Source organism: Pseudomonas viciae (genome assembly GCF_004786035.1).
GTDB classification, from domain to species: Bacteria; Pseudomonadota; Gammaproteobacteria; order Pseudomonadales; family Pseudomonadaceae; genus Aquipseudomonas; species Aquipseudomonas viciae.
The window spans coordinates 1,416,055-1,439,205 of the sequence record NZ_CP035088.1; the positions used below are offsets into that span (position 1 = coordinate 1,416,055).

The window sequence follows — 23,151 nt, forward strand, 5'->3', positions numbered from 1 at the left end:
CCTAAAAACCTGATACGCATTTCACTGGTGGAGTCATTTTCCCGCCCGGGCCCCATGGATCTGCATCCACTTCGAGCACGAGGTTTGCCAGCGAACCGCTGATGACGGTTTTGAGATTTTCAGGTGGGGAGACTGGCGGATCACGCCAGCGCGGCCCAATACATTTAAAACAAAGCCCACGGCACGCCGTGGGCTTTATTGGCAGTCAGTCAGGCCAGGCCTTACTGCGGCGAAGCTTCGGTTTTAGGTTTGCCGAAATGCCACTCGTAAACCACGAACTTGAAGTCCTTCAGGTCGCCCTTCGCGTCAAAGCTCAGGTCACCGGTAGGGGTCTTGAAGGTGCCGGCGTGGATGGCTTCAGCCACTTTGCCTGCGTCTTCGCTCTTGGCAGCCTTGATGGCGTCGGCGATCACGGTCACTGCGGAGTAGGACGGGAACACGAACGGACCGCTCGGGTCTTCTTTCTTGGCCTTGAAGGCGTCAGCCAGGGCGATGTTGGCAGGGTCCTGGTCGAAAGATTTCGGCAGGGTTACCAGCAAGCCTTCGGAAGATTCCTTGGCGATCTGCGAGATGGAGTCGTTACCCACGCCTTCCGGACCCATGAACTTGGCTTTCAAGCCTTTTTCCTGGGATTGACGCAGGATCAGGCCCAGTTCCGGGTGGTAGCCGCCGTAGTAGACGAAGTCGACGTTGGCTTGCTTGAGCTTGGCGATCATCGAGGAGAAGTCTTTGTCGCCGGCGTTCACGCCTTCGAAGACGGCCACTTTCACGCCTTTGTCTTCGAGGGTTTTCTTCACGGCGCTGGCGATGCCTTCACCGTATTGCTGCTTGTCGTGCAGGACCGCAACGATTTTCGGCTTGACGTGGTCGGCGATGTAGTTGCCGGCCGCAGGGCCCTGGGCACTGTCCAGGCCGATGGTGCGGAAGATCATCTTGTAGCCGCGAGCGGTGATGTCCGGGCTGGTGGCGGCCGGGGTGATCATGATCACGCCTTCGTCTTCATAGATGTCCGAAGCCGGCTGGGTGGAGCTGGAGCACAGGTGGCCGACCACGAACTTGATGCCGTCGTTGACGACTTTGTTCGCGACCGCGACCGCTTGTTTTGGATCACAGGCGTCATCGTATTCAACGGCTTCAAGTTTCTTGCCGTCGACGCCGCCCTTGGCGTTGATCTGTTCGATGGCCATTTTGGCGCCACTGAACTGCATGTCGCCGTATTGGGCTACAGGGCCGGTTTTTGGGCCGGCGATGCCGATCTTGATGGTGTCGGCGGCGAACGAATGGCTGGCAACCCCGGCCAGAACCATAGCGGCAAACAGTTTGGAAATCTGCTTAGTAGCCTTAGTCATAGTGCTCCACTCATGCTGTTGTAGTTTTTATAGTCCTGGCGCCGTAGCAGCAGAACCGGGTCAGATATCTTGGATACCCTCGCGGAAAATGCCCCCGGCAACTGTACCGGTACAGTGTAGAGCGCCGATTGTTGGCAAGGGAAGCTGGCGCTTGGGGGCAAAACCTGAGGCTGTCGCTTTATTGAAAGAAAAAGACAGAATAGCGGCGGGGGTTGTCCGGTCAAATCGGCAATCCTTGGCGTTCCTGCGCTTTTCAATCGGTGCTGCAATTGCTACCGGGTTTTTCTGCCAGACCACCGACGTTATTATTCGCGCCGATTTCTTTTCCGGACAGGTCCCATGAATCAAGAACCTAGCACCCTCTATGCCAAACTGCTTGGTGAAACCGCATCCATCACTTGGAAAGAGCTGGAGCCGTTCTTCGCCAAGGGTGCCCTATTGTGGGTCGATCCGGCACTGGATTTGATCGCCGCCGCCGAAGCCGTGGCCCAGGACGAAGGTACCAAAGTCGCCGCCTGGCTGGCCGCTGACCAGGTCGCCAAGCTGTCTGAAACGCGGGCGCTGGATCTTCTTGAGCGTGATCCGCAGCTTTGGGCGGTGGTGATTTCGCCGTGGATTATGATCCAGGAAAGGGCGTCGAACTGATCGATGCACCAACTTGGTTCGAGTTTTTTCTCGGGTGAAAGTGTGTAGGTGAGTAGCGTGATGGCGTCCTGCCGTGGCGAAACGCCACAGGGCAGGGTGACGTATACGTAACGGGAACAGTTCATGGGGCGGCCTTGGGGCTGCTCAATTGTTTCTGGATGTTATCTCGGTGGTGTATTCAAGGCCGCCTTCGCGAGCAAGCCCGCTCCCACAGTGGACCTCGGTTCCATGTGGGAGCGGGCTTGCTCGCGAAGGGGGCGATGCGGTGCTGCGGCTACCTCAATACGTCCTGCCAGTATGGTTATTCAAGGAAATAACCTTGGTCTTGCCAATGCGATGACGGTAGATCTCGCGCAGGTACTTGATCGCCTTTTTCACGCAGTCCCGGGACAGGCGGATGTCGTTGATCGAGACAAACTTATCCTTATCGTTGATCAGCTCGCGGTATTTTTTCTCGTACATCGGCTTGATCGCGTACCAGTTGGTGTCGAGGATTTTCGCCGGGTTTTCGAACTCGTTGAGCAGGTCGTCGATGCGCTCCTCGTCGAAGTCTTCATTGATGATGAAGTCCAGGATCGAGTTGTCCAGGGTGTCGTCGAAGCGGTATGGCGTGCGAGCGAAGCAACGTTTGATGAAGGCCACGATCAGGGTCAGGAAGTCATCCGACAGGCACGGGCTCTTGGCGATCAGGGTGGTCAGCGACAGGTTGGCCGAGGCGCCGATCACCAGCGCGTAACGCTTGAGGGTGGTGTTGGGGAACAGGCTGTTGAGGTGGGTCTTGAGCCGGTTCAGGTCCATGTAGGACAGCTTGTAGTCCTTGGGCAGCGAGACGATCGACACCACCGACGAGCAATTCTTGAAGAAGTGCAGGTCATGCAAGGCCGCCGCGTCGTAGCCGGAGTTCTTGTATTGCTCCAGCGAGGCCCGGTAGCGCTTGGATTCGATCGGCAACAGGCTGATGCCTTCGATGGCCTGGGTGACTTTGTTGAAGTGCGGCAGGTCGATGGAACGGAAGAACAGGTCGTCGATGTTCAGGCGCGGCGGTTCTTTCTCGAACACCTTGAACTTGTCGCCGCTGGGCGCCGGGGTTTCCGGGACAACGGACTCTGCATAGGCAATCGCCACCGGGCCGGCCAGGCTCATGAACAAGTCGTTGGCGTCCAGGCGAATGGTCTCGCCGATGTCGATGCCGGCACGGCGGAAATAGTTCTGGTCGTAGTCGGTGGTGACGGCCTGGGCTGTCAGGATGTTGAAGATCTGCTGGGAGATGTACTGGTTGGCGTGCTTCTCCATGGCATTGACATCAATGTTCTGGATGTTGCCGTCGTCGCTCTCTTCGGCGTAGCGCATGATGTCGTTGGAGATCAGCATCATCGCGTTCCACGGACGGATACGCCCCATGACACTGGCTTCGCTGCTGTCTTCGTTGGCGAAGTTGTACGAGAAATCCCATTCTTCCGACAGATATTTGCACAGCAGGCGTCCGGCGTTGATGTGCAACGCTTCGGACATTTCGCTGCGATGATCGGAAATGTTCGGCAGCACGCAGATGCCGCTGGTGAAGATCGGCTCGAAGACGAAGGAATGACCGCTCTTGCTGTCATGTTCGTCCATCGGTTTGGTGTCGAACGTCTTGTTCATGTACGAGTACTGCTGGGCCAGGCCGAACTCCGAGGCCATGCCCGAACCGGTACCGCCGCCGGCACTGAAGATCGAGAAGTACAGGCGCGACTGGTTGGCCTTGATGCCGCAGCTGTCGATCAGGTACGAGTGGATCATTTTCCAGTCGGGGCTGGAGAAGCGCTGGGTGTCCTTGTTCAGGATGATCTTGGCCAGGTACTGGCCCAGGATCGGCGCGTTACCGGCGCCACCGGCGTGGACTTCCGACAGGTCCATGATTTTCATTTTGCTGTAGTCGCGCAGGAAACCGCTTTTTTCGCCCTTGCGCGAGAAACGGATGCGCCCGGCGATGTCCTTGTCCAGGTCGCCGAGCATCACCAGCGGTTCCACCAGGAACACCGGTTTACTGGCCTTGCTGGTGCCCAGGCGCAAATTGTTGCGGATCCACTGTGCGGGGCTGTAGCCCTTGTCGCTGTAGGCCTTGTCTTCAGCATTGAATTCGTTGAGGTAGAACTTGCGGGCGTTGTACACCAGCTCCGCCACGTCGAGGGCGATGTTGGAGCCGCAGCGACCCAGGCCGATCAGGCAGACCGAGGGGAATTCCTGCTGAGTGCGGTCGCTCTCGTCCTCTACCAGATGGGGCGGTCGTGGAAACACCGCGTCGCGCAGGCCGTCGAGGTTGTCGAGGATGCGGTCGGTGTTGGTTTCGGTGAAATACAGATACTGCTGAGTCGACAGGGAACGTGAGCGCCTCGGCGGCTTCGGGGTTTCAGGACCGTTGGCGGCCGGGCTCAGGGTCAGATCGGATACTGCAGTGGCTGTTTTTTTGGAAGTCATTATGCGCCATATGCCTGAACTGGTTGGTTCGACGAGCGCTGTCATCGAACCATCGCGGATGGGAGCTCGCGTCCTTGGTTGGCGCGAAGGTCGGCCCCAAGCGTTCAGGGCTGTAGCCTGAGCGCCGCTCGGGAGATTCTTTCCTGATAAGTTGAATCGGCCACCCAAAGACGATCTTTAATCAAGAATGGGCGAAATGATGGCAATTGTTACAGAAAATTGACCGCTATCAATAAACACGCCGCTCGCCATGGTCGGGTATCAGCCTTGCGAATGATTGGAGACAGTCCACGTGCCGCTGTCTAGATTGCAGATTCCGGGCGCGGTCACGAATGCCCCATAACAATAAAGAGACGGACCCATGCAGAACTCGACCCAAGCGGCGAATGCCTGGCGCATTCTGTTCCTGCTGTTCCTGGCCAACCTGTTCAACTTCTTCGACCGCACCATCCCGGCGATCATCATCGAACCGATCCGTATGGAATGGAGCCTCAGCGACTTCCAGATCGGCATCATCGGCACCGCCTTCACCATCGTCTACGCCATCGCCGGCTTGCCCCTGGGCCGCCTGGCCGATACCGGTTCGCGCAGCAAGTTGATGGGCTGGGGGCTGGCGAGCTGGAGCGCGCTGACGGCGGTCAACGGCCTGGTGGGCAGTTTCTGGGCGTTCCTGCTGGTGCGCATGGGCGTGGGGATCGGCGAAGCCAGTTACGCGCCGGCCGCCAATTCACTGATCGGCGATTTGTTCCCGGCCCATCGGCGGGCGCGGGCCATGGGTATCTTCATGCTGGGCCTGCCGATTGGGTTGCTGCTGGCGTTCTTCACCATCGGGGCGATGGTCAAGGCGTTCGACAGTTGGCGTGCGCCGTTCTTTATCGCGGCGGTGCCCGGTTTGGTGCTGGCGTTGTTCATGTTCTTCATCAAGGAACCCAAGCGCGGCGCGGCGGAAACCGTGCAGGTGTCCCAGGAAAAGGTCGACCGGCCGATCCGTCGGGTGCTGGTGATTCCCACCTTCCTGTGGCTGGTGCTGGCCGGGTTGTGTTTCAACTTTGCCACCTATGCGTGCAACTCATTCCTGGTGCCCATGCTGCAGCGTTACTTCCTGATGCCGTTGCATGAGGCGGCCGTGGCCACCGGGATTATGGTGGGTGTAACGGGGTTGTTCGGGCTCACCCTTGGCGGCTGGGTCGCGGACAAAATCCACCAGCGCGTACCCAACGGCCGCCTGCTGTTCGCAGCGTTCAGCCTGGCGATTTCGACGGTCACCACGGCGTGGGCCCTGCATGCCGGGCGCATTGAAATCGGCGTGTTCGTGGCGGTGTTCAGCGTCGGTTGGCTGTTTGCCTATAACTTTTACACCTGCGTCTACACCGCGATCCAGGACGTGGTGGAGCCGCGCCTGCGCGCCACGGCGATGGCGTTGTACTTTGCCGGGCTGTATTTGCTCGGTGGCGGCCTGGGGCCGGTGGTGGTGGGCGGCTTGTCCGACTACTTCGCCCGCACGGCCATGGCAGCCGCAGGTGTCGACCAGATGAGCGAAGCGTTCAAGGCCATCGGCCTGCACGACGCGATGTACCTGATCCCGGTGGCGCTGTTCCTGACCATGGTGTTCCTGTTCCTGGCCTCGCGCTGTTTCGTGCGTGATGCCAAGCGGATGAAGGATGGGATGAGCGCGGTGGTGGAGCCGGTGGGTGCGGCGGCGACGGCTTGATCGCGTAGGAGCTGTCGAGCGAAGCGAGGCTGCGATCTTTCCACAACCCATTAAGTTGAGGGCGAAAGATCAAGATCAAAAGATCGCAGGCTTCGCCAGCTCCTACGGAGCCCAACGGGGCGGTGCGACGTTTCGCTAAATTCCCTCGTCACAGGGTTTGTGTTTCAACCGTGCTTTGTGTGATCGCGGCTACCCAGCGTTTTCATCCCGCCCACGCAGCAGGCGATTGGGCATCGCCACCGCCGCCGCCAATCCCAGCAGCGACACCGCCGCGCTGATCAGCAGCAAATCCCGGAACGTCGTCTGCAACGCCTGGCGCAAGGCATCCTGTGCTTCCCCCGGGGCAGCGTTCAGGCCGTCCAGCAGAATGTTGCCGGAATGTCCTTCGCCGATCAGTGCCGAGCCGGTGAACTGGACGAAGCTTGAGTCCTTAAGCAGGGTCAGCAGCAACGCCGACATCAGTGCCACGCCCACCGCGCCGCCGAGGGAGCGGAACAGGTTGGTGGTGCTGGTGGCGACGCCGATGTCTCGTTGCTGCACCGAGTTCTGCGCACCCACCAGTGAAGTGGGGAACTGCATGCCGGAGGCGATGCCGCAGAGCAGCATGAACAGGCTGCTGAGCCAGAACGCGCCGGGCGGGGTGAGGGCCATGCCGAGGATGGCGAGCGGAAAGAGCAGGGCGCCGCTGAGGATCATCGGTTTGTAGCGGCCTGTGACCGAGGTGCGGCGTCCGGCGAAATACGCCCCCATGGGCAACCCCATCGCCAGCGGCAGCAAGTGCAACGCCGCGCTGTCGGCGCCAGCGCCGGTCACGCTCTGAAAGCGCAACGGCACCAGCACCGTCAGGGAGATCGCCTGGAAACTGGTGAAGAACACCGTGCACCAACACAACACCGCGCTGCGGTTGACGAACAGGTGCATCGGCAGCAACGGCTCCGGGGCCCGGCGCTCCTGCCAGACGAACAGCCCCAACGCCACCCCCGCGCCACCCAGCAACCCCAGCACTTCGCGGCTGTGCCAGGCGTGGCCCTGGCCGATTTGGGTAATGCCCAGCAGCAATGCAGTCAAGCCTATGATCAGCAACACGGTGCCCAGGTAATCGATGATCGGCGTGCGTTGCGGCACCGGCAGCCCGACCAGGGCGCGGCGGGCCACCCACCAGGCCGTCAGGCCCAGCGGCAGGTTGATCAGAAACACCCAGCGCCACGACAGGTATTCGGTCATGTAGCCGCCCAGCACCGGCCCGGCCACGCTGGCCAACGCGTACATACCGCTGAAATACCCCTGATAGCGGCCGCGCTCGCGGGGCGCGATGATGTCACCAATGATCGCCTGGCTCACGGAAATCATCCCACCGGCGCCGATGCCCTGGAGAATCCGTGCCAGGACCAACTGCTCCATGTTTTGTGCCAGGCCACAAAACAGCGAGGCCAGGGTGAACAGGCCCATGCCCAGCAGCATCAGCGGGCGTCGGCCGTACAGGTCGCCGAGCTTGCCGTAGATCGGCACCGCCACGGTCATGGCGACCATGTAGCCGGAAATCACCCAGGCCAGCAGGCTGACGTCCTTGAACTGTGCGGAAATGGCCGGCATTGAGACGGCAACGATGGTTTGGTCCAGGGCGCCGAGAAAAATCGCCAGCATCAGGGCCACCAGCACGCTGCGGATGGCTGGCGTCGGCGCTTGAGGGGTATTGAGCTGAGTCACGGCAGATCCTGCGGGCGCCGAAAAGGCAAATGGGACAAGCCCGCAGTTTAAGTCGATAGGCGGCTATTCGATAGCCTCATAAGGAAGTCCGACGTAGTTTTCCGCGATGGTTTTGCGCCCGGCCTCGGAGTCGACGAAATACTCCAGTTCCGCTTCGCTGATGCGCTGGTTGAAGGCGTCGTCGTCGAAGCGGTGCAGCATTGAGGTCATCCACCAGGAGAACCGCTCGGCTTTCCACACGCGCCGCAGACAGATGGCCGAATACTTCTCCAGCAAATCCACGCGGCCGTCGCGATAGACCTTGAGCAAAATGTTGAACAGCGTGCTGACGTCGCTGGCCGCTAGGTTCAGGCCCTTGGCGCCGGTCGGGGGGACGATGTGGGCCGCGTCGCCCACCAGGAACATCCGGCCGTATTGCATGGGCTCGACCACGAAGCTGCGCAGCGGCGCGATGCTTTTCTCGATGGATGGGCCGGTCACCAGCGCTTCGGCCAGATCGGCGGGCAGGCGGTTTTTCAGTTCGCCCCAGAAGCGCTCATCCGGCCAGTCGGCCACTTGCTCCTCGGCGGGCACTTGCAGGTAATAACGGGTGCGGGTCTTGGAGCGCATGCTGCACAGGGCAAAACCGCGTTCGTGACGGGCGTAGACCAGTTCGTCGTGAACCGGCGGGGTATCGGCCAGGACGCCGAGCCAGCCAAACGGATAGACCCGCTCGAAGATTTTCAGTTTTTCCGCCGGAATCGACTGCCGCGCAACGCCATGGAAGCCGTCACACCCGGCGATGTAATCGCAGTCCAGGCGCCAGGAGTCCCCTTGGTGTTCGAAGGTCACGAAAGGCCGGTCGGTTTGCATGTCGTGGGGCTGGGCGTTGTTGACCTGATACAGCGTGCGGGCGCCGGCGGCTTCACGGGCGGCCATCAAGTCTCGGGTGACCTCGGTCTGGCCATAGACCATGACGTTTTTGCCGCCCGTCAGCCCCTTGAGGTCGATGTGCACTCGACGATCGTTGAGTGCCAGCTCAAAACCGTCATGGGGCAAACCTTCGGCGTCCATGCGCTGGCCGACGCCGGCCTGGCGCAGCAGTTCGACCATGCCTTGCTCCAGCACACCGGCGCGGATGCGGCTCAGTACATAGTCCGGGGCTTGGCGCTCGAGGATGACGGTGTCGATGCCAGCGTTGTGCAGCAACTGGCCAAGCAGCAGGCCAGAAGGGCCGGCGCCGATGATAGCGACTTGGGTCTTGAGGATTTTCATTGTTGTTATGACTCGCACGAAGCACGCGACCAGGGTCGGTGTTGATTGGGGTGCTTGCATTTTTCGCTTGCGGGCCTGTCAATTGAAGGGGAAAACTGAGCCGATACCTGTACTTTTTGCCAATCGGTGCGATTATCGCCCGCAACCCCAGGCCGATCCTCGTGATGAAAAAAACTGACCTGCCTTCGATTCCGGTGTTCAAGCTCTACGGCGAAAGCCAGGACTGGCCGACGCCGGATCTGCTGCACTGCGAAACCATTTCCAAGCGCAGCCGCGAGCACCAGTGGGAAATCAAACCCCATCGGCATGCCGACCTCTGCCAGTTGTTGTTTGTGTTCAAGGGCCAGGCAGAACTGGAGATCGAAGGCCAGCGCACGCAACTCACCGAGCCAGCGGTGCAGATCCTGCCGCCGCTGTCGGTCCATGGCTTTCGTTTTTCCGAAGATGTGGAAGGTTACGTGGTGACCCTGGCGGCACCGCTGGTGACGCACTTGCAAGCGCAGTTGGGCCATTCGGTCAACGTCCTGGCCCAGGCCGAAAGCTATCCGGCCGGGGAGAACGCCACCTACCTCAACAGCCTGTTCAGTGCCTTGCAGGCCGAATACGTCGGTCATCAGCCGGCCCGGGAAATGCTGATGCATGCCTTGGTTAGCGTGATCATGGTCTGGGTCAGCCGCCAGGTGATGCAGCGACGTACCTCCACCCAGCGCCCGCAACGGGCCCGGGAATACCTCAACGGGTTCATTCAGTTGGTGGAAGAAACCTACCGCCAGCACGTCAAGGTCGAAGACTTGGCCCATCGCCTGGGCATCTCCGTGTCGCACCTCAATGGCACCTGCCGCGAGCTGGCAGGGCAACCGGCGTTGCAGATCATGCATGAGCGCCAGTTGTTGGAAGCCAAGCGGCTGCTGACCTACACCGGCCTGACCATTTACGAGATTTCCGAAATGCTCGGGTTTTCCGACCCGACCAATTTCACCCGGCTGTTTCGCCGACGCGTCGGAATCTCGCCCAAAGCCTTCCGCGACCGGCTCAAGACCGATCAGCCGGACGACTGAACACGCTTCAGCGCAGAGCGTTCAGGCTCGCGCTGTGGGGGATGCAACGTTCGAAGTTGCAGCTGGCGTATTCACGGGGCAATTGTCTGGCCTGCTCGACCCGATAGGCCGCGGTGCCATACAGCGCAAGGGTGGCGGCGCAGGTGAGGAAAATGGCGAGGCGTCTTTTTATTTTAATGTTCATGGCGGTGACCTCTGAACGAATACCCTGGGGTACTACATTGAGCATAGGTCAGCGCAGATGAGTTGCCAGTCAAACAGGTACGGGATGTACCCGATATTCAGGACGCTGATAACCCCTGTGGGAGCGAGCTTGCTCGCGATGGGGGCGGGTCAGTCACCGTGCGTGTCGACTGATCTACCGCTATCGCGAGCAAGCTCGCTCCCACAGGGGATTGGGTTGTTCTTTTAAGCGGGTTACGCCAGGTGCTCAGGCTTCATCGGGTCCCCAGGCTTGACGTCCAGTTGATGACGCACGTCTTCAAACATTTCGTCGTAGTACTTGTGCATCGAGCCAATGCTGGCGTTTTTGGGCAGGCCGTATTTCTGGGCGATGCGTGTGGCGTGGCGGGCGAAGTCGAAGGCCAGGTCCTTGGCCAGGAAAAAGCTCTCGTCCAAGGTGTTGTCCTCGACCGTACCATGCACCCGGAATGACATGCCGATGCCTTCCTTGGGGTCCTGCGCAACCTCGTAGTCGATGCACAGGTTGTAGCTGAAATCTTCCTTGTTCAGCGCGTGGCGCTCCATGTGCAGGTGACCGGGTTCGAACATGGCCATAATCGACTCTCCTTCGAAGGCATGGGAGTAGGGCAGACCCTGAGTCCGCCCGGTAAGTTTCCTGTTACCGATAAGTGATGCCGGGTGTTGCCGTGCTGATGCGAGTGCCGGCGGTGCCTTGGACGATAGCATTGATGTCTGAAAGCGACCCGATCACCGCGACCTTGCCAGTGTTGCGCGCGAATTCGCAGGCGGCCTGCACCTTTGGGCCCATGGAACCGGCGGCAAAACCGAGTTTTTCCATGGCGTCGGGGTGGGCCTGGGCGATGGCTTTCTGGGTCGGCTTGCCGAAATCGATGAAGGCCGCGTTGACGTCGGTGGCGATCACCAGCAGATCGCTCTCCAGTTGTTCGGCCAGCAGCGCCGAGCACAGGTCCTTGTCAATCACCGCTTCCACGCCTTGCAGTTTGCCGTTGGTGTCGTACATCGTCGGGATGCCGCCGCCACCGGCGCAGATCACGATGCTGCCCTTTTCCAGCAGCCACTTGATCGGGCGGATTTCAAAGATGCGCTTGGGCCGTGGGCTGGCGACCACGCGGCGGAACTTGTCACCGTCCGGAGCGATGGTCCAGCCTTTCTCGGTGGCGAGTTTCTGCGCCTCCGCTTTGCTGTAGACCGGGCCGATGGGTTTGCTGGGATGTTGGAAGGCCGGGTCGTTGCCGTCCACTTCGACCTGGGTCAGCAGTGTGGCAAACGGCACGTCGACGTCCAGCAGGTTGCCCAGTTCCTGTTCGATGATGTAGCCGATCATGCCTTCGGTTTCGGCGCCGAGCACGTCCAGCGGATACGGCGTGACCGAGGTATAGGCCGCCGCCTGCAGCGACAACAGGCCAACCTGCGGGCCGTTGCCGTGGGCGATGACCAGTTGGTTGCCTGGGTGGATTTTCGCGATCTGTTCGGTCGCGGTACGGATGTTGCTGCGTTGGTTGTCTGCGGTCATGGGTTCACCCCGACGCAGGAGGGCGTTACCGCCCAGGGCAACGACGATGCGCATGGTGTTGTCCTCTGACAGAGAAATAATGGACGACTCGGTCTCCTTGTGGGAGCGGGCTTGCTCGCGAAAGCGGTGTGTCAGTCGAAATGACTGTGCCTGTTACTCCGCCTTCGCGAGCAAGCCCGCTCCCACACTGGATCGCATTCCAGCATGGGAGCGGGCGGTGTTCAGATATCCGCCAGCGCCGACACCAGGATCGCCTTGATGGTGTGCATGCGATTTTCCGCTTGCTCGAAGGCGATGTTGGCCGGGGATTCGAAGACCTCTTCGGTCACTTCCACGCCGTTGGCCAGGTTCGGATAGCGCGCGGCGATGTCCTGGCCGACCTTGGTTTCGCTGTTATGGAACGCTGGCAGGCAGTGCATGAACTTCACCCGGGGGTTGCCCGAGGCTTTCATCATTTGCGCGTTGACCTGGTACGGCAGCAGTTGCTCGATGCGCTCGTCCCAGGCTTCCACCGGCTCGCCCATGGACACCCAAATGTCGGTGTGGATGAAGTCCACGCCCTTGACCGCTTCCTTGGGGTCTTCGGTGATGGTGATGCGCGCACCACTTTCGGCGGCGAAGGCCTGGCACTGGTCGATGAAATCCTGGTGCGGCCACAGGGCTTTCGGCGCGCCGATGCGCACGTCCATGCCGAGCTTGGCGCCGATCATCAGCAGTGAATTGCCCATGTTGTAGCGGGCATCGCCCAGGTAGGCGTAGCTGATGTCATGCAGCGGCTTGTCGCTGTGTTCGCGCATGGTCAGGGTGTCGGCGATCATTTGGGTAGGGTGGAATTCGGCGGTCAGGCCGTTGAACACGGGCACCCCGGCGAACTTGGCCAGCTCCTCGACGATCTCCTGTTCGAAGCCCCGGTATTCGATGGCGTCGAACATCCGCCCCAGGACCCGGGCGGTGTCTTTCATGCTTTCCTTGTGGCCGATCTGCGACGACACCGGGTCGATGTAGGTGACGTGGGCGCCCTGGTCATGGGCCGCGACTTCGAAGGCGCAGCGGGTGCGGGTCGAGGTTTTCTCGAAGATCAGCGCAATGTTCTTGCCCTTGAGGTGTGGCTGTTCGGTGCCGGTGTATTTGGCACGCTTGAGGTCACGGGACAGGTCCAGCAGATAGTGCAGCTCGCGGTTGGTGTGGTGCATCAAGCTCAGCAGGCTGCGGTTGCGCATGTTGAAAGCCATGATATGGATCTCCTTGGGTGTCGGTTATCCCCAGGGCCGGAATCGGGTAAACGCCGGCCCTGGCTCAAAGATCAGTAATCGATAGGGTCGCGAACGATCGGGCAGGTCATGCAATGGCCGCCGCCACGGCCTCGGCCCAGTTCGGCGGCGCTGATGGTGATGACTTCCACCCCGGCCTTGCGCAGCAGGGTATTGGTGTAGGTGTTGCGGTCGTAGCCGATTACCACGCCCGGTTCCAGGGCCACCACGTTGTTGCCGTCGTCCCACTGTTCGCGTTCGGCGGCGAAGCTGTTGCCGCCGGTTTCCACCACCCGCAGTGCCGGCAGCTTGAGGGCGGCGGCCACGGTGTCGAGGAAGCTGCCTTCCTCGCGGCGCACGTCGATGCCGCCGGGCTTGCTCTCGTCGGGGCGCAGGGAGAACGCGACGATCTGGCTCACCACTTCCGGGAAAATCGTCACCAGGTCGCGATCGCAGAAGCTGAACACGGTGTCCAAATGCATGGCTGCCCGGGATTTCGGCAGGCCAGCGACGATCACCCGCTCCACGGCGTTGTGCTTGAACAGGTTCAGCGCCAGTTGGCCAATGGCCTGGCGGGACGAGCGCTCACCCATGCCGATCAGTACCACGCCGTTGCCGATGGGCATCACGTCGCCGCCTTCGAGGGTGGCGTTGCCGTGGTCCTGGTCCGGGTCGCCGTACCAGATCTGGAAGTCGGCCTGGGTGAACTCGGGATGGAACTTGTAGATAGCGCTGGTCAGCAGGGTTTCCTGGCGGCGCGCCGGCCAATACATCGGGTTCAGCGTCACGCCGCCGTAGATCCAGCAGGTGGTGTCGCGGGTGAACTGGGTGTTGGGCAGCGGCGGCAGGATGAAACTGGAGTGCCCGAGAAAGTCGCGGAACATCTGGATGGTCTTGCCGCCGAAACTGTCCGGCAGGTCATCGGCCGAGACGCCGCCGATCAGGAACTCGGCGATGTGGCGTGGCTCCAGGCTGCGTAGCCAAGAGTCGACTTCATGCACCAGGCCCAGGCCGACCGAGTTGGGGGTGATCTTGCGTTGCAGGATCCAGTCCAAGGCCTCGGGGATGGCAACGATGTCGGTCAACAGGTTGTGCATTTCCAGCACGTCGACGCCACGCTCGCGCATCTTGGTGACGAAATCAAAATGGTCGCGCTTGGCCTGGTTGACCCACAGCACGTCGTCGAACAGCAGTTCATCGCAGTTGTTCGGCGTTAACCGCTGATGGGCCAGGCCTGGGGAACACACCAGGACTTTACGTAATTTACCGGCTTCGGAATGAACGCCGTATTTCACTTTTTCCGTGGTCATTACAAATCCTCCAGTTAAAACAATCAGCCATTTACAAGGTCAGGAAGCCGTCGTAGAGCCCGTAGGCAGCCACCAGGGCGCCTGCGACTACTGCGGCGAAAATCAGCTTCTCGACAGCGGTGAAAATCGGTTTGCCCAACTCGTGCTTGGCTTTGGCGAACAGGATCGCGCCGGGGGCGTAGAGCAGGGCGGACAGCAGCAGGTATTTGATCCCGCCGGCATACAACAACCACATCGCGTAGATCAGGGCGATGGCGCCGATGATCAGGTCCTTGCGGCGGTCGGCCAGGGCGTTTTCATAGGTTTCACCGCGCACCGCCAGTAGCAGCGCGTAGGCCGCCGACCACAGGTACGGCACCAGGATCATTGAGGTGGCTAGGTAGATCAGTGACAGGTACGTGCTGGCCGAGAACAGGGTGATGACCAGGAACAGCTGAACCATCGCATTGGTCAGCCACAGGGCATTGGTCGGTACGTGGTTGACGTTTTCGCGGCGCAGGAGCGCCGGCATGGTGTGGTCCTTGGCGGCGGCGAACATGATCTCGGCGCACAACAGCACCCAGGACAGCAGGGCGCCGAGCAGCGAGATGATCAAGCCGACGCTGATCAGCACCGCGCCCCAGTGGCCCACCACATGTTCCAGCACAGCGGCCATGGACGGGTTCTGCAGTTTCGCCAGTTCCGGCTGGGTCATGATCCCCAGGGACAGCACATTCACCAGCACCAGGAACAACAGCACGGTGATGAAACCGATCACGGTGGCCTTGCCCACGTCCGAGCGTTTTTCGGCGCGGGCCGAGAAAATACTCGCGCCCTCGATGCCAATGAATACCCACACGGTGACCAGCATCATGTGGCGCACCTGGTTCATCACGCTGCCCAGGTCCGGGTTTTTCAGGCCCCAGATGTCGGCGGTGAAAATATCCAGCTTGAAGGCGAACACCGCGATCAGCACAAACAGCGCCAGTGGTACGACTTTGGCGACCGTGGTGACCAGGTTGATGAACGCTGCCTCCTTGATGCCGCGCAGTACCAGGAAATGCACGGCCCACAGCAGCACCGACGCACCGATCACCGCCGCGACGGTGTTACCCTCACCAAAAACCGGGAAGAAGTAGCCCAGGGTGCTGAAGAGCAGGACAAAGTAACCGACGTTGCCCAGCCAGGCGCTGATCCAGTAGCCCCAGGCCGATGAGAAGCCCATGTAGTCGCCGAACCCGGCCTTGGCGTAGGCATACACACCGCCGTCCAGATCGGGCTTACGGTTGGCCAGGGTCTGGAACACAAAAGCGAGGGTCAGCATGCCGACGGCGGTAATCGCCCAACCGATCAGCACCGCGCCGACATCGGCACTGGCGGCCATGTTTTGCGGCAAGGAAAAGATTCCCCCGCCGATCATCGACCCGACCACCAACGCGACCAGCGCACCCAATCGCAGTTTTCCGGGGGTATCAGACATTGTGTGACTCCAATGCAGGAGAAGAGAGTTGCCAGACTAAGTCCATTTGAAACTTAGGCATCTGATCTGGATCAGTGGCGAGCAACAATTCGTTGTTGATAAATGAGTTGTCGATCAACCTTCAAGTATTGAACGTTGTCGAACAGGACCGTCCCATAGACGGTTGTCCCCAGGAAGTGGCCGTTTTTCGGGGGGGAGAAGTTGACCCTAGTTGGTTTCCACCAATAGGCAAGTATTCAGAGAGGATTGGCCATCTGAAAAATAGCGGCCCTAACATAACGATATTTCATATAAATGTCGGACAATAATCCGGGCATTGATTAATGGCGTTATTCAATAAAATTATGACGCTTCCTCTACTTAATTCTTAGCGAGCACACATGGCGCAGCCGCTGCTTAAACTACGACTCGGCGCATTGATTGCGTTGGTGGTGGGTTCGATGATTGGCGGCGGGATCTTTTCCCTGCCGCAAAACATGGCGGCCCGGGCCGATGTCGGTGCCGTGTTGATCGGTTGGACAATCACGGCGGTGGGCATGCTGGCCCTGGCCTTCGTGTTCCAGACCCTGGCCAACCGCAAACCGGAACTGGACTCGGGCGTATACGCCTACGCCAAGGCCGGGTTCGGCGACTACATGGGGTTTTCATCGGCCTGGGGCTACTGGATCAGCGCCTGGATGGGCAACGTGGGTTACTTTGTCCTGTTGTTCAGCACCTTGGGTTACTTCTTTCCGGTGTTCGGCCAGGGCAACACGCCAGTGGCCATCGCGTGTGCGTCGTTGCTGTTGTGGGCCGTGCATTTTCTGGTGCTGCGGGGGATCAAGGAGGCGGCGTTCATCAATCTGGTGACCACCATCGCCAAGGTCGTGCCGCTGGTGATGTTCATCGTCATCGCCGCCGTGGCGTTCAAGGCCGAGGTATTTACCCGGGATATCTGGGGGGCGATGAACCCGGACCTGGGCAGTGTGATGAACCAGGTGCGGCACATGATGCTGGTGACGGTGTTTGTGTTCATCGGTATCGAAGGCGCCAGCGTGTATTCGGCGCGGGCGGAAAAACGTGCGGATGTAGGGCGGGCGACGGTTATCGGGTTCCTCGGGGTGCTGGCGCTGTTGGTGCTGGTGAGCGTGCTGTCACTGGGTATCATGGGCCAACCGGAATTGGCGCAGTTGCAGAACCCATCCCTGGCCGGGGTACTGGAACACATTGTCGGGCCGTGGGGCGCATTGCTGATCAGCTTGGGGTTGGCGGTGTCGCTGCTGGGGGCACTGCTGTCCTGGGCGCTGCTGTGCGCGGAAATCCTCTACGCCACCGCCCGGGACAAGACCATGCCGGCATTTCTCTCCAAGGAAAATGCCAACCATGCGCCGGTCAATGCGCTGTGGCTGACCAATGGAATGATCCAGCTGTTTTTGCTGATCACTTTGTTTTCCGCGGGCACCTATACCAGCCTGATTTATCTCGCTTCGTCGATGATCCTGGTGCCTTATCTGTGGTCAGCGGCTTTTGCGGTATTACTTTGCGCGCGGGGTGAAACCTACGAACGGGCCTCGGCCCGGCGCTTGAAAGACCTGTGCATTGGCGCCATCGCGCTGGTTTATGCGGTGTGGCTGTTGTACGCCGGTGGGATGAAATACCTGCTGTTGTCAGCGTTGTTGTATGCGCCGGGGGTGATCCTGTTTGCCCAGGCCAAGCGGGAGCAGGGGCTGCCGTTGTTCACCCATGTGGAAAAGGGAATTTTTGCTTGTGTGATGGCGGGGGCGGGGTTGGCGGCTTATGGGTTGTACAGTGGGGTTTTGGCGTTGTGAGGGCGTTGAGCGCTCATGCTGTGGCGAGGGAGCTTGCTCCCGCTGGGCTGCGCAGCAGACCCAAAAACAGGGCCGCTGCGCGCCCCAGCGGGAGCAAGCTCCCTCGCCACAGGGGCCGGCTTGTCCGGTATTTGAGCCTGGCTTGTGAAAACGATTGAACAGTCACCACTGTGGGCGATGAGCGCCCAGTTCAGCCGCCGGCAAGGTCCATTGCAGCGGCGTCCCGGTGATTTTCAAGGGCACCTGAAGTCGATGGGCTGGTCCCCATGGGGTCTGCTCGACCACCAGTCCCTGATCCTCGTGGGCCTCGGCCCGCAATGGGGTTGAGTCTCCCGCGCCACGCTCGATCAACAGCTTCGCCGTGCGCGCCAGTGACAAACGCGCCGAGCCGCCTCGACCACTTTCCAGGCGCCGGGACAACAACACAATGGCGCTGGCCGCCATCAAATAGCCGGTGCCATGGTCCAGCGCCTGCACCGGCAGCGGGGTCGGTTTGGCGGCCTGTTGCCATGCCATGCCGGCCTCGGCGATGCCGCTGCTCATTTGCACCAGGCTGTCGAATCCGCGGCGGTTCTGCCATGGGCCGCTCCAGCCGTAGGCATTGAGGCTGACATCAATCAGGCCCGGGGCCATTTGCCGACGCTGCTCAACTCCGTAGCCCAGGCGCTCCAAGGCATCGGCGCGATAGCCGTGCAAGAGGATGTCGGCATTGTTGAGCAAGGCCTCGAACGCGGCACGGTCGTTGGATTGATGCAAGTCGAGGCGGGCGCAGCGTTTGCCCAGGGTGACTTCCGGCACCACACCGGGTTCGTTCCAAGTCGGTGGGTCAATGCGCAAGACATCGGCCCCCAGGCCCGCCAGGAAGCGACTGGCAATGGGCCCGGCCAGTACGCGGGTCAAGTCCAGCACCTTGAGGCCGGCCAGCGGCTGGGCCACGGACCCGAGCCAGGGCTTGTGCTGTTCATCGGCGCTTTCACTGAACTGCACCAGCGGCTCGGCATTCACCGCCAGGCCTTGGGGATGTGCCTGCCAAGCCTGCCACGAACGCATCTGGGCGGCGCAACCGCCAGCGTCGACCACCGCTTGTTCCAGCTCGGCCTTGTTCCAGAGCACCACTTTGCTCGCCATGTCGGCGCGGTCGATGCATGTGCCGAGGACTTTCTCTGCGGCAATGCGATGATGAGGCGCGTTGGTGTGCAGGCGAATCCAGCCATCGGCGGTGGCGTAGTCGCCGGCCACCGGGTCCCACATGGGTGGCACGCTCCAGCCGATGGGGCGCAGGGACGTGGAGAACCAGAACGAGGCCAGGCGCCGGTCGACTTCGAGGGGGGGCCGGCGGCCGGTTTGTTGGTGGATGAGCTCGGTGCTCGCCTGGCCGGCCGCGGCGATGCTGGCGCAGGCCAGCTCGGTAACGGCGAACGCCGAGGGCAGGGCGCCGTCGCCGATGAAGGGGATCGGGGTTGTAGGCAAGCCGAGCGCGGCTTGCATGGACGTGAGCAGATCGGTCATCGCAGGCCCTCCAAAGCGAGAGAGCGAGCATAGATCAAAAATCCGTTGGAGACCGCTTGGCAGTCCATCGATAGCAAGTGTCAGGCACCTGTTCCGGTCGGGACCAGATCCACAGGTTGCCCAGAGCCATGCCGACCAGCGCCAGGTAAACCGGCCAGCGAGGGTCGAGCATCGCCAGCATCAGCCCGGCACAGAGCAGCATGCTGGCGGTGGCGCTGACCTTGGCCCGACGTGGGATGACCTTGCCGTTGCGCCAGTTGTGCAACATCGGCCCGAACAGCCGATGGTTTTCCAACCAGGCGCTCAGGCGCGGCGAACTACGGGTCGCGGCCCAGGCGGCCAGCAGGATGAACTCGGTTGTCGGCAGGCCGGGCACGACAATGGCGATCAGGCCGACGGCCAGGCTGGTGTAGGCGAGCAGGGCGAAGAGCAGTCGGGCGGTTTTTGAAGAGCGGTTCATAGTATTGGTTCAGGCATACACATTTCCCTGTGGGAGTGGTGGTGAATTTTCAGGCCAATTCAGCTGCATAGGCGTGCTCTAGCAACACCGTAAACCGGTTGAATGCATCCAGCGCGCCTTTATCTGCTTCGGCTTCCTGCTGTTCGCTGAAGGCCAGGCCGTCGAGGGTGCGGGTGAAGGTTTTCCAGCCTTCGGCGCGACCGCCCGCCGGTTCTGCCAGGTGGCGGGCGCCAAAGGTCTCGCTCAGCCCGAGGCCCACGGCTCGCTTGATCAGGAATGCGGCGCCGAGCTTGGAACCTTCGGAGACGAACAGCCAGCCCAGGGCTTCGGCCTGGCTCGGGTTCTTCACCGCGCCGGGCACCGGGGCCGGTACTTCGGTGCCCAGGTCCGCGAGGTCGGCCTTGGCCGCTTCGGCACGGCAGCGGGTGGGCAGGTCGGGGATCAGGGTGGTCAGTTGCGCGTCGTTGTACAGCGCCACCAGTTCCGATTGGAACAGGTACTGGGCGACGACGAAGCGAGCGAAGCTGGCCGGGGTTTCAAACGGGGCGTGGGCCTTGACCAGTGCGTCGAGCTTGCTGTGGGGCTCGTGGGTGATCTGGTTCAGGCGTTGGGCGCGTGAAACGGGACGTTGGGTGTTCATGAAAAATTCCTTCTTATGAAAACATTGTGCTGCGAAGAGATCTGCGCTGGGCTGTGGGGGCCAAGCTTGCTCGCGAAACAGGCGCCTCGAATTCTGAAAGACCGCATCGCCTTCATCGCGGGCAAGCCTTGCTCCCACATGACTCCCTCGCCACAGGACATTTTTTGGCTTGCCAACAAAAACCTTTGTCAGATATCCCAAATCAGGTTGACCGCGAAGTTGCGGCCCGGCGCCGTCAGGCGGTCGAGGTTGGCGGGGCTCAGCACTGCTGCTTCGCCGACGCTGTCGTAGCCGCGCACGTCATCCCACAGCCAGTACTTCTTGTCAGTGAGGTTGTAGAGGCCGCCGCTGACGGTGACGTCGGCGGTCAACTTGTAGAACCCGGTCAGGTCGAGAATGCCGAAGCCCGGGGTCTTGAACTGGCTGCTGACGCCGTCTGGCGAGTTGAAGTTGCTGTCGTCGACACGATCTTTTCTCTTCACCAGCGTCCAGCTGAGCAAAGTGCCGTAGTGGTCCTGGTCGTATCCCAGGCCGAACACGCCGGTCAGCGGGTTGACGCTGTTGAGCGGCTCGCCGGTGTCGGCGTTGCGGCCGTAGGCGTAGGCCACCGAACCTTGGGTATACAAGCCCTGAGGCGCGCCAAACAGGTCCAGGTTCAGGCGGCCCCGGACCTCGGCACCCTTGATGGTCGCGTGCTTGATGTTATTGCTCTGGAAGGTCAACTGGTCGGCGCCGGGGGTGATGGCGTCCTCGTTGATGAAATCGCGGTACTTGTTGTAGAACACCGCCACATCGAACGAACCAGAATCGAAACGGCCCTTCAGGCCGGTCTCGTAGCTTTTGCTTTTTTCCGGTTCCAGATCCGGGTTGGGCTCCACGCTATAGCCGGCGCTGGGGTTGTCGAAACGACCGTATAAAGCTTTGGCGGTTGGCGTGCGGAAGCCTTCGGCGTACTGGCCGTACCAGGTGTATTCATCGCTCAGGGCATAGGTCAGGCCGAACTTGGGCGAGATGCGATGCCAGGTCTTGTTCTTGCCGCTGACTTCACCGCCGCCGGTAGGGTCCACGGCGTTGAGGAACTCCTCGGTCAGGTGCGGCTTGAGCCGGGTGTAGTCGTAGCGCAGGCCCGGCGTGAAGGTCCAGCGGTCCCAACTGATCTGGTCCTGGGCGAACAGGCTGTAGGTGTTGATGGTCGGGTCCGGGAAATCACTGACTTTTGCCAGGACGTCCCGGGTACTGATGGCGCCAACCGCGGAGCAACCCACGCCCACCGCCAGGCACACGCCGTTGCCGCTGCGCGAACCGGTGACTTTCTGCTGCTTGATCGTGGTGCCATAAGTCAGCGTGTGATCGGTGTCGGCGAGGCTGAAGGCCTTGTCCAACTGCGCGTCGAAGACCCACTGTTTTTCTTCGTAGAGGGTGTCCCGGGTACGCAGCACCTGGCGGGTGATCGGGAAATAGAACTCAGCGGTGCTCTCGGTTGTCTTGGCGATCTGGTGGTTCAGGCTCCACTTCATGTGATCGGCCAGCAGGCTGTCGAGGGCGAAGCTGTGCTCCAGGCCGAAACGCTCGCGGCTGATGGTGTCGTTGCCGGTGCGCCACTGGTACATGCCGCCGGGCAGCACCGAGGTGGGAATGGCCGGCTGGCCGTTGGAGTAGGGGCCGCCATAGGCGCTTTTCAGGTCGGTGTCGCGATCATCCTTGTATTTCTCGTAGACCAGGCCCAGGCGCGCGTCATCGTTGTAGTTCCAGCCGAGCTTGGCCAGCACGTTGTTGGCACGCACGTCTTCCGGGTTGGCGGCGGTGCGGTCCAGGCCGGTGCCGTTGTGGCTGCCGTAGGATTCGGTTTCATGGCCGTCGCGCTGGCTGTAGTGCAACAGGCCGTCGAACGACCCGCTGCGACCGGCGACCGTGGCGGACTTGAGCCAGCTCTCGTCGGCGGAGCTGTAACCGGTCTTCAGGCGCGCGCCGACGTCTTGGCCCGGCTTGATGATGTCGTCCGGATCCAGGGTGAAATAGCTGACGGCGCCACCGATGGCGTTGCTGCCATAGAGCACCGAGGCCGGGCCGCGCAGGACTTCCACGCGCTTGATGATTTCCGGGTCGACGTAGTTGCGCTGGGTCTTGGCGTAGGGGCCGTTGAAGAAACTGCCGGGGATTTCCACGCCGTCGACCTGGGTCAGGATCCGGTTACCGTCGATGCCGCGGATGTTATAGCCGCTGATGCCGCCGCGCTGGCCCGCACCGCCCACCGAAACGCCGGGCTCGTAGCGCACCAGGTCCTTGATGGTGTTGACGTTATTGCGGTCCAGTTCCTGGCGGTCATGGACGGTGACGGTGCTCGGCACGCTGGTGATGTCCTGTTCCAGGCGGGTGGCGCTGATGGTCACCTGCTGCAGGTTCAACACGCCGGCGGTGTTGCGCTTCTCCAGGACGATGCTGTTGTCGCCGAGCTTGCGAAAACTCAGCTGGGTCCCCAGCAACAGGCGCTCCAGGGCTTTCTCCGCGGGCAGTGAGCCGTTCACGCCTGGCGAAGTGGCGCCTTCACCCAGTTCTGCTGGCAGGCCGACCTGCCAACCCGTGACCGCAGTGAATGCATTCAGGGCTGAAACCAGCGACTGCTGGGGAATAGCAAAGGTGTAGTCGCCGATGTTGCGTGCAGGTGATTGCTCGGCGGCGGCGAGGACAGTGGGCACGGTGCCCGCCATCAGGATGGCGGCGGTCAGCAATGACAGGGTGCAAGAAGGGGCAAGGAACCGGCAAGTAGGGCGAGAGGACATCGTTAGCGCTCCGTGTCGCATCTGTTATAGGTGCAGA

General features: G+C 61.1%; 18 protein-coding genes. 4 read left to right on the forward strand and 14 right to left on the reverse strand.

The window, feature by feature from the left end:
- Nucleotides 1-221: 221 nt before the first annotated feature.
- Nucleotides 222-1,349 carry a branched-chain amino acid ABC transporter substrate-binding protein gene (locus tag EPZ47_RS06490; RefSeq protein WP_135844033.1) on the reverse strand — a complete coding sequence of 376 codons (1,128 nt, stop codon included), beginning with the start codon at nt 1,347-1,349 and terminating at the stop codon, nt 222-224.
- Between the two features lie 339 nt (nt 1,350-1,688).
- Here EPZ47_RS06490 and EPZ47_RS06500 point away from each other — a divergent pair, with 339 nt between their 5' ends.
- Nucleotides 1,689-1,994, forward strand: coding sequence for a DUF2288 domain-containing protein (locus EPZ47_RS06500; RefSeq protein ID WP_135844035.1), 306 nt, complete (start codon nt 1,689-1,691; stop codon nt 1,992-1,994).
- A 279-nt stretch (nt 1,995-2,273) separates the two neighbouring features.
- On the opposite strand, the gene EPZ47_RS06505 is transcribed toward EPZ47_RS06500, so the two are convergent.
- The gene (locus EPZ47_RS06505) at nt 2,274-4,451 is read right to left on the reverse strand and encodes a hypothetical protein (protein WP_135844036.1); all 2,178 of its coding nucleotides are present in this window, start codon (nt 4,449-4,451) and stop codon (nt 2,274-2,276) included.
- Nucleotides 4,452-4,812: 361 nt separating this feature from the next.
- On the opposite strand from EPZ47_RS06505, the gene EPZ47_RS06510 reads away from it, so the two are divergent.
- Complete coding sequence (locus EPZ47_RS06510) at nt 4,813-6,162, forward strand: spinster family MFS transporter (RefSeq protein WP_135844037.1); 1,350 nt, start codon at nt 4,813-4,815, stop codon at nt 6,160-6,162.
- 189 nt (nt 6,163-6,351) lie between these two features.
- Here EPZ47_RS06510 and EPZ47_RS06515 read toward each other — a convergent pair whose 3' ends face one another.
- Complete coding sequence (locus EPZ47_RS06515) at nt 6,352-7,869, reverse strand: MDR family MFS transporter (protein WP_135844038.1); 1,518 nt, start codon at nt 7,867-7,869, stop codon at nt 6,352-6,354.
- A 63-nt stretch (nt 7,870-7,932) separates the two neighbouring features.
- Nucleotides 7,933-9,123, reverse strand: a complete 1,191-nt coding sequence (gene pobA, locus EPZ47_RS06520; protein ID WP_135847958.1) for a 4-hydroxybenzoate 3-monooxygenase — start codon at nt 9,121-9,123, stop codon at nt 7,933-7,935.
- Nucleotides 9,124-9,287: 164 nt separating this feature from the next.
- Between pobA and EPZ47_RS06525 the strand changes: the two genes are divergently transcribed.
- Nucleotides 9,288-10,181, forward strand: coding sequence for a helix-turn-helix domain-containing protein (locus EPZ47_RS06525; RefSeq protein WP_135844039.1), 894 nt, complete (start codon nt 9,288-9,290; stop codon nt 10,179-10,181).
- Between the two features lie 7 nt (nt 10,182-10,188).
- Here EPZ47_RS06525 and EPZ47_RS30185 read toward each other — a convergent pair whose 3' ends face one another.
- The 6 genes from EPZ47_RS30185 to arcD (EPZ47_RS06550) all read right to left on the reverse strand — a co-directional run bounded on the left by EPZ47_RS30185 (nt 10,189) and on the right by arcD (EPZ47_RS06550) (nt 15,917).
- Nucleotides 10,189-10,365 carry a hypothetical protein gene (locus EPZ47_RS30185; protein ID WP_178084239.1) on the reverse strand — a complete coding sequence of 59 codons (177 nt, stop codon included), beginning with the start codon at nt 10,363-10,365 and terminating at the stop codon, nt 10,189-10,191.
- 233 nt (nt 10,366-10,598) lie between these two features.
- The gene (locus EPZ47_RS06530; protein ID WP_135844040.1) at nt 10,599-10,958 is read right to left on the reverse strand and encodes a DUF5064 family protein; all 360 of its coding nucleotides are present in this window, start codon (nt 10,956-10,958) and stop codon (nt 10,599-10,601) included.
- Nucleotides 10,959-11,022: 64 nt separating this feature from the next.
- Nucleotides 11,023-11,952, reverse strand: coding sequence for a carbamate kinase (gene arcC, locus EPZ47_RS06535; RefSeq protein ID WP_135844041.1), 930 nt, complete (start codon nt 11,950-11,952; stop codon nt 11,023-11,025).
- A 167-nt stretch (nt 11,953-12,119) separates the two neighbouring features.
- On the reverse strand, nt 12,120-13,130 hold the full coding sequence (locus EPZ47_RS06540) for an ornithine carbamoyltransferase (protein WP_072409646.1): 1,011 nt from the start codon (nt 13,128-13,130) through the stop codon (nt 12,120-12,122).
- A gap of 71 nt (nt 13,131-13,201) precedes the next feature.
- A complete protein-coding gene (gene arcA / locus EPZ47_RS06545) occupies nt 13,202-14,458 on the reverse strand; it encodes an arginine deiminase (RefSeq protein ID WP_135844042.1) in 1,257 nt (418 codons plus the stop codon).
- A 31-nt stretch (nt 14,459-14,489) separates the two neighbouring features.
- Entirely contained in the window at nt 14,490-15,917 is a 1,428-nt protein-coding gene (gene arcD, locus EPZ47_RS06550; protein ID WP_135844043.1) for an arginine-ornithine antiporter, read from the reverse strand.
- 380 nt (nt 15,918-16,297) lie between these two features.
- Between arcD (EPZ47_RS06550) and arcD (EPZ47_RS06555) the strand changes: the two genes are divergently transcribed.
- The gene (gene arcD / locus EPZ47_RS06555; RefSeq protein ID WP_135844044.1) at nt 16,298-17,725 is read left to right on the forward strand and encodes an arginine-ornithine antiporter; all 1,428 of its coding nucleotides are present in this window, start codon (nt 16,298-16,300) and stop codon (nt 17,723-17,725) included.
- A gap of 162 nt (nt 17,726-17,887) precedes the next feature.
- Here the strand turns inward: arcD (EPZ47_RS06555) and EPZ47_RS06560 are convergent, their stop codons facing one another.
- The 4 genes from EPZ47_RS06560 to EPZ47_RS06580 form a co-directional block, all read right to left on the reverse strand.
- The gene (locus EPZ47_RS06560) at nt 17,888-19,234 is read right to left on the reverse strand and encodes a CoA transferase (RefSeq protein ID WP_135844045.1); all 1,347 of its coding nucleotides are present in this window, start codon (nt 19,232-19,234) and stop codon (nt 17,888-17,890) included.
- A gap of 34 nt (nt 19,235-19,268) precedes the next feature.
- Nucleotides 19,269-19,694, reverse strand: coding sequence for a YbaN family protein (locus EPZ47_RS06565; RefSeq protein ID WP_135844046.1), 426 nt, complete (start codon nt 19,692-19,694; stop codon nt 19,269-19,271).
- Nucleotides 19,695-19,743: 49 nt separating this feature from the next.
- A complete protein-coding gene (locus EPZ47_RS06570; RefSeq protein WP_135844047.1) occupies nt 19,744-20,334 on the reverse strand; it encodes a biliverdin-producing heme oxygenase in 591 nt (196 codons plus the stop codon).
- A 188-nt stretch (nt 20,335-20,522) separates the two neighbouring features.
- A complete protein-coding gene (locus EPZ47_RS06580; RefSeq protein WP_135844049.1) occupies nt 20,523-23,114 on the reverse strand; it encodes a TonB-dependent receptor in 2,592 nt (863 codons plus the stop codon).
- Between the last annotated feature and the right edge of the window lie 37 nt (nt 23,115-23,151).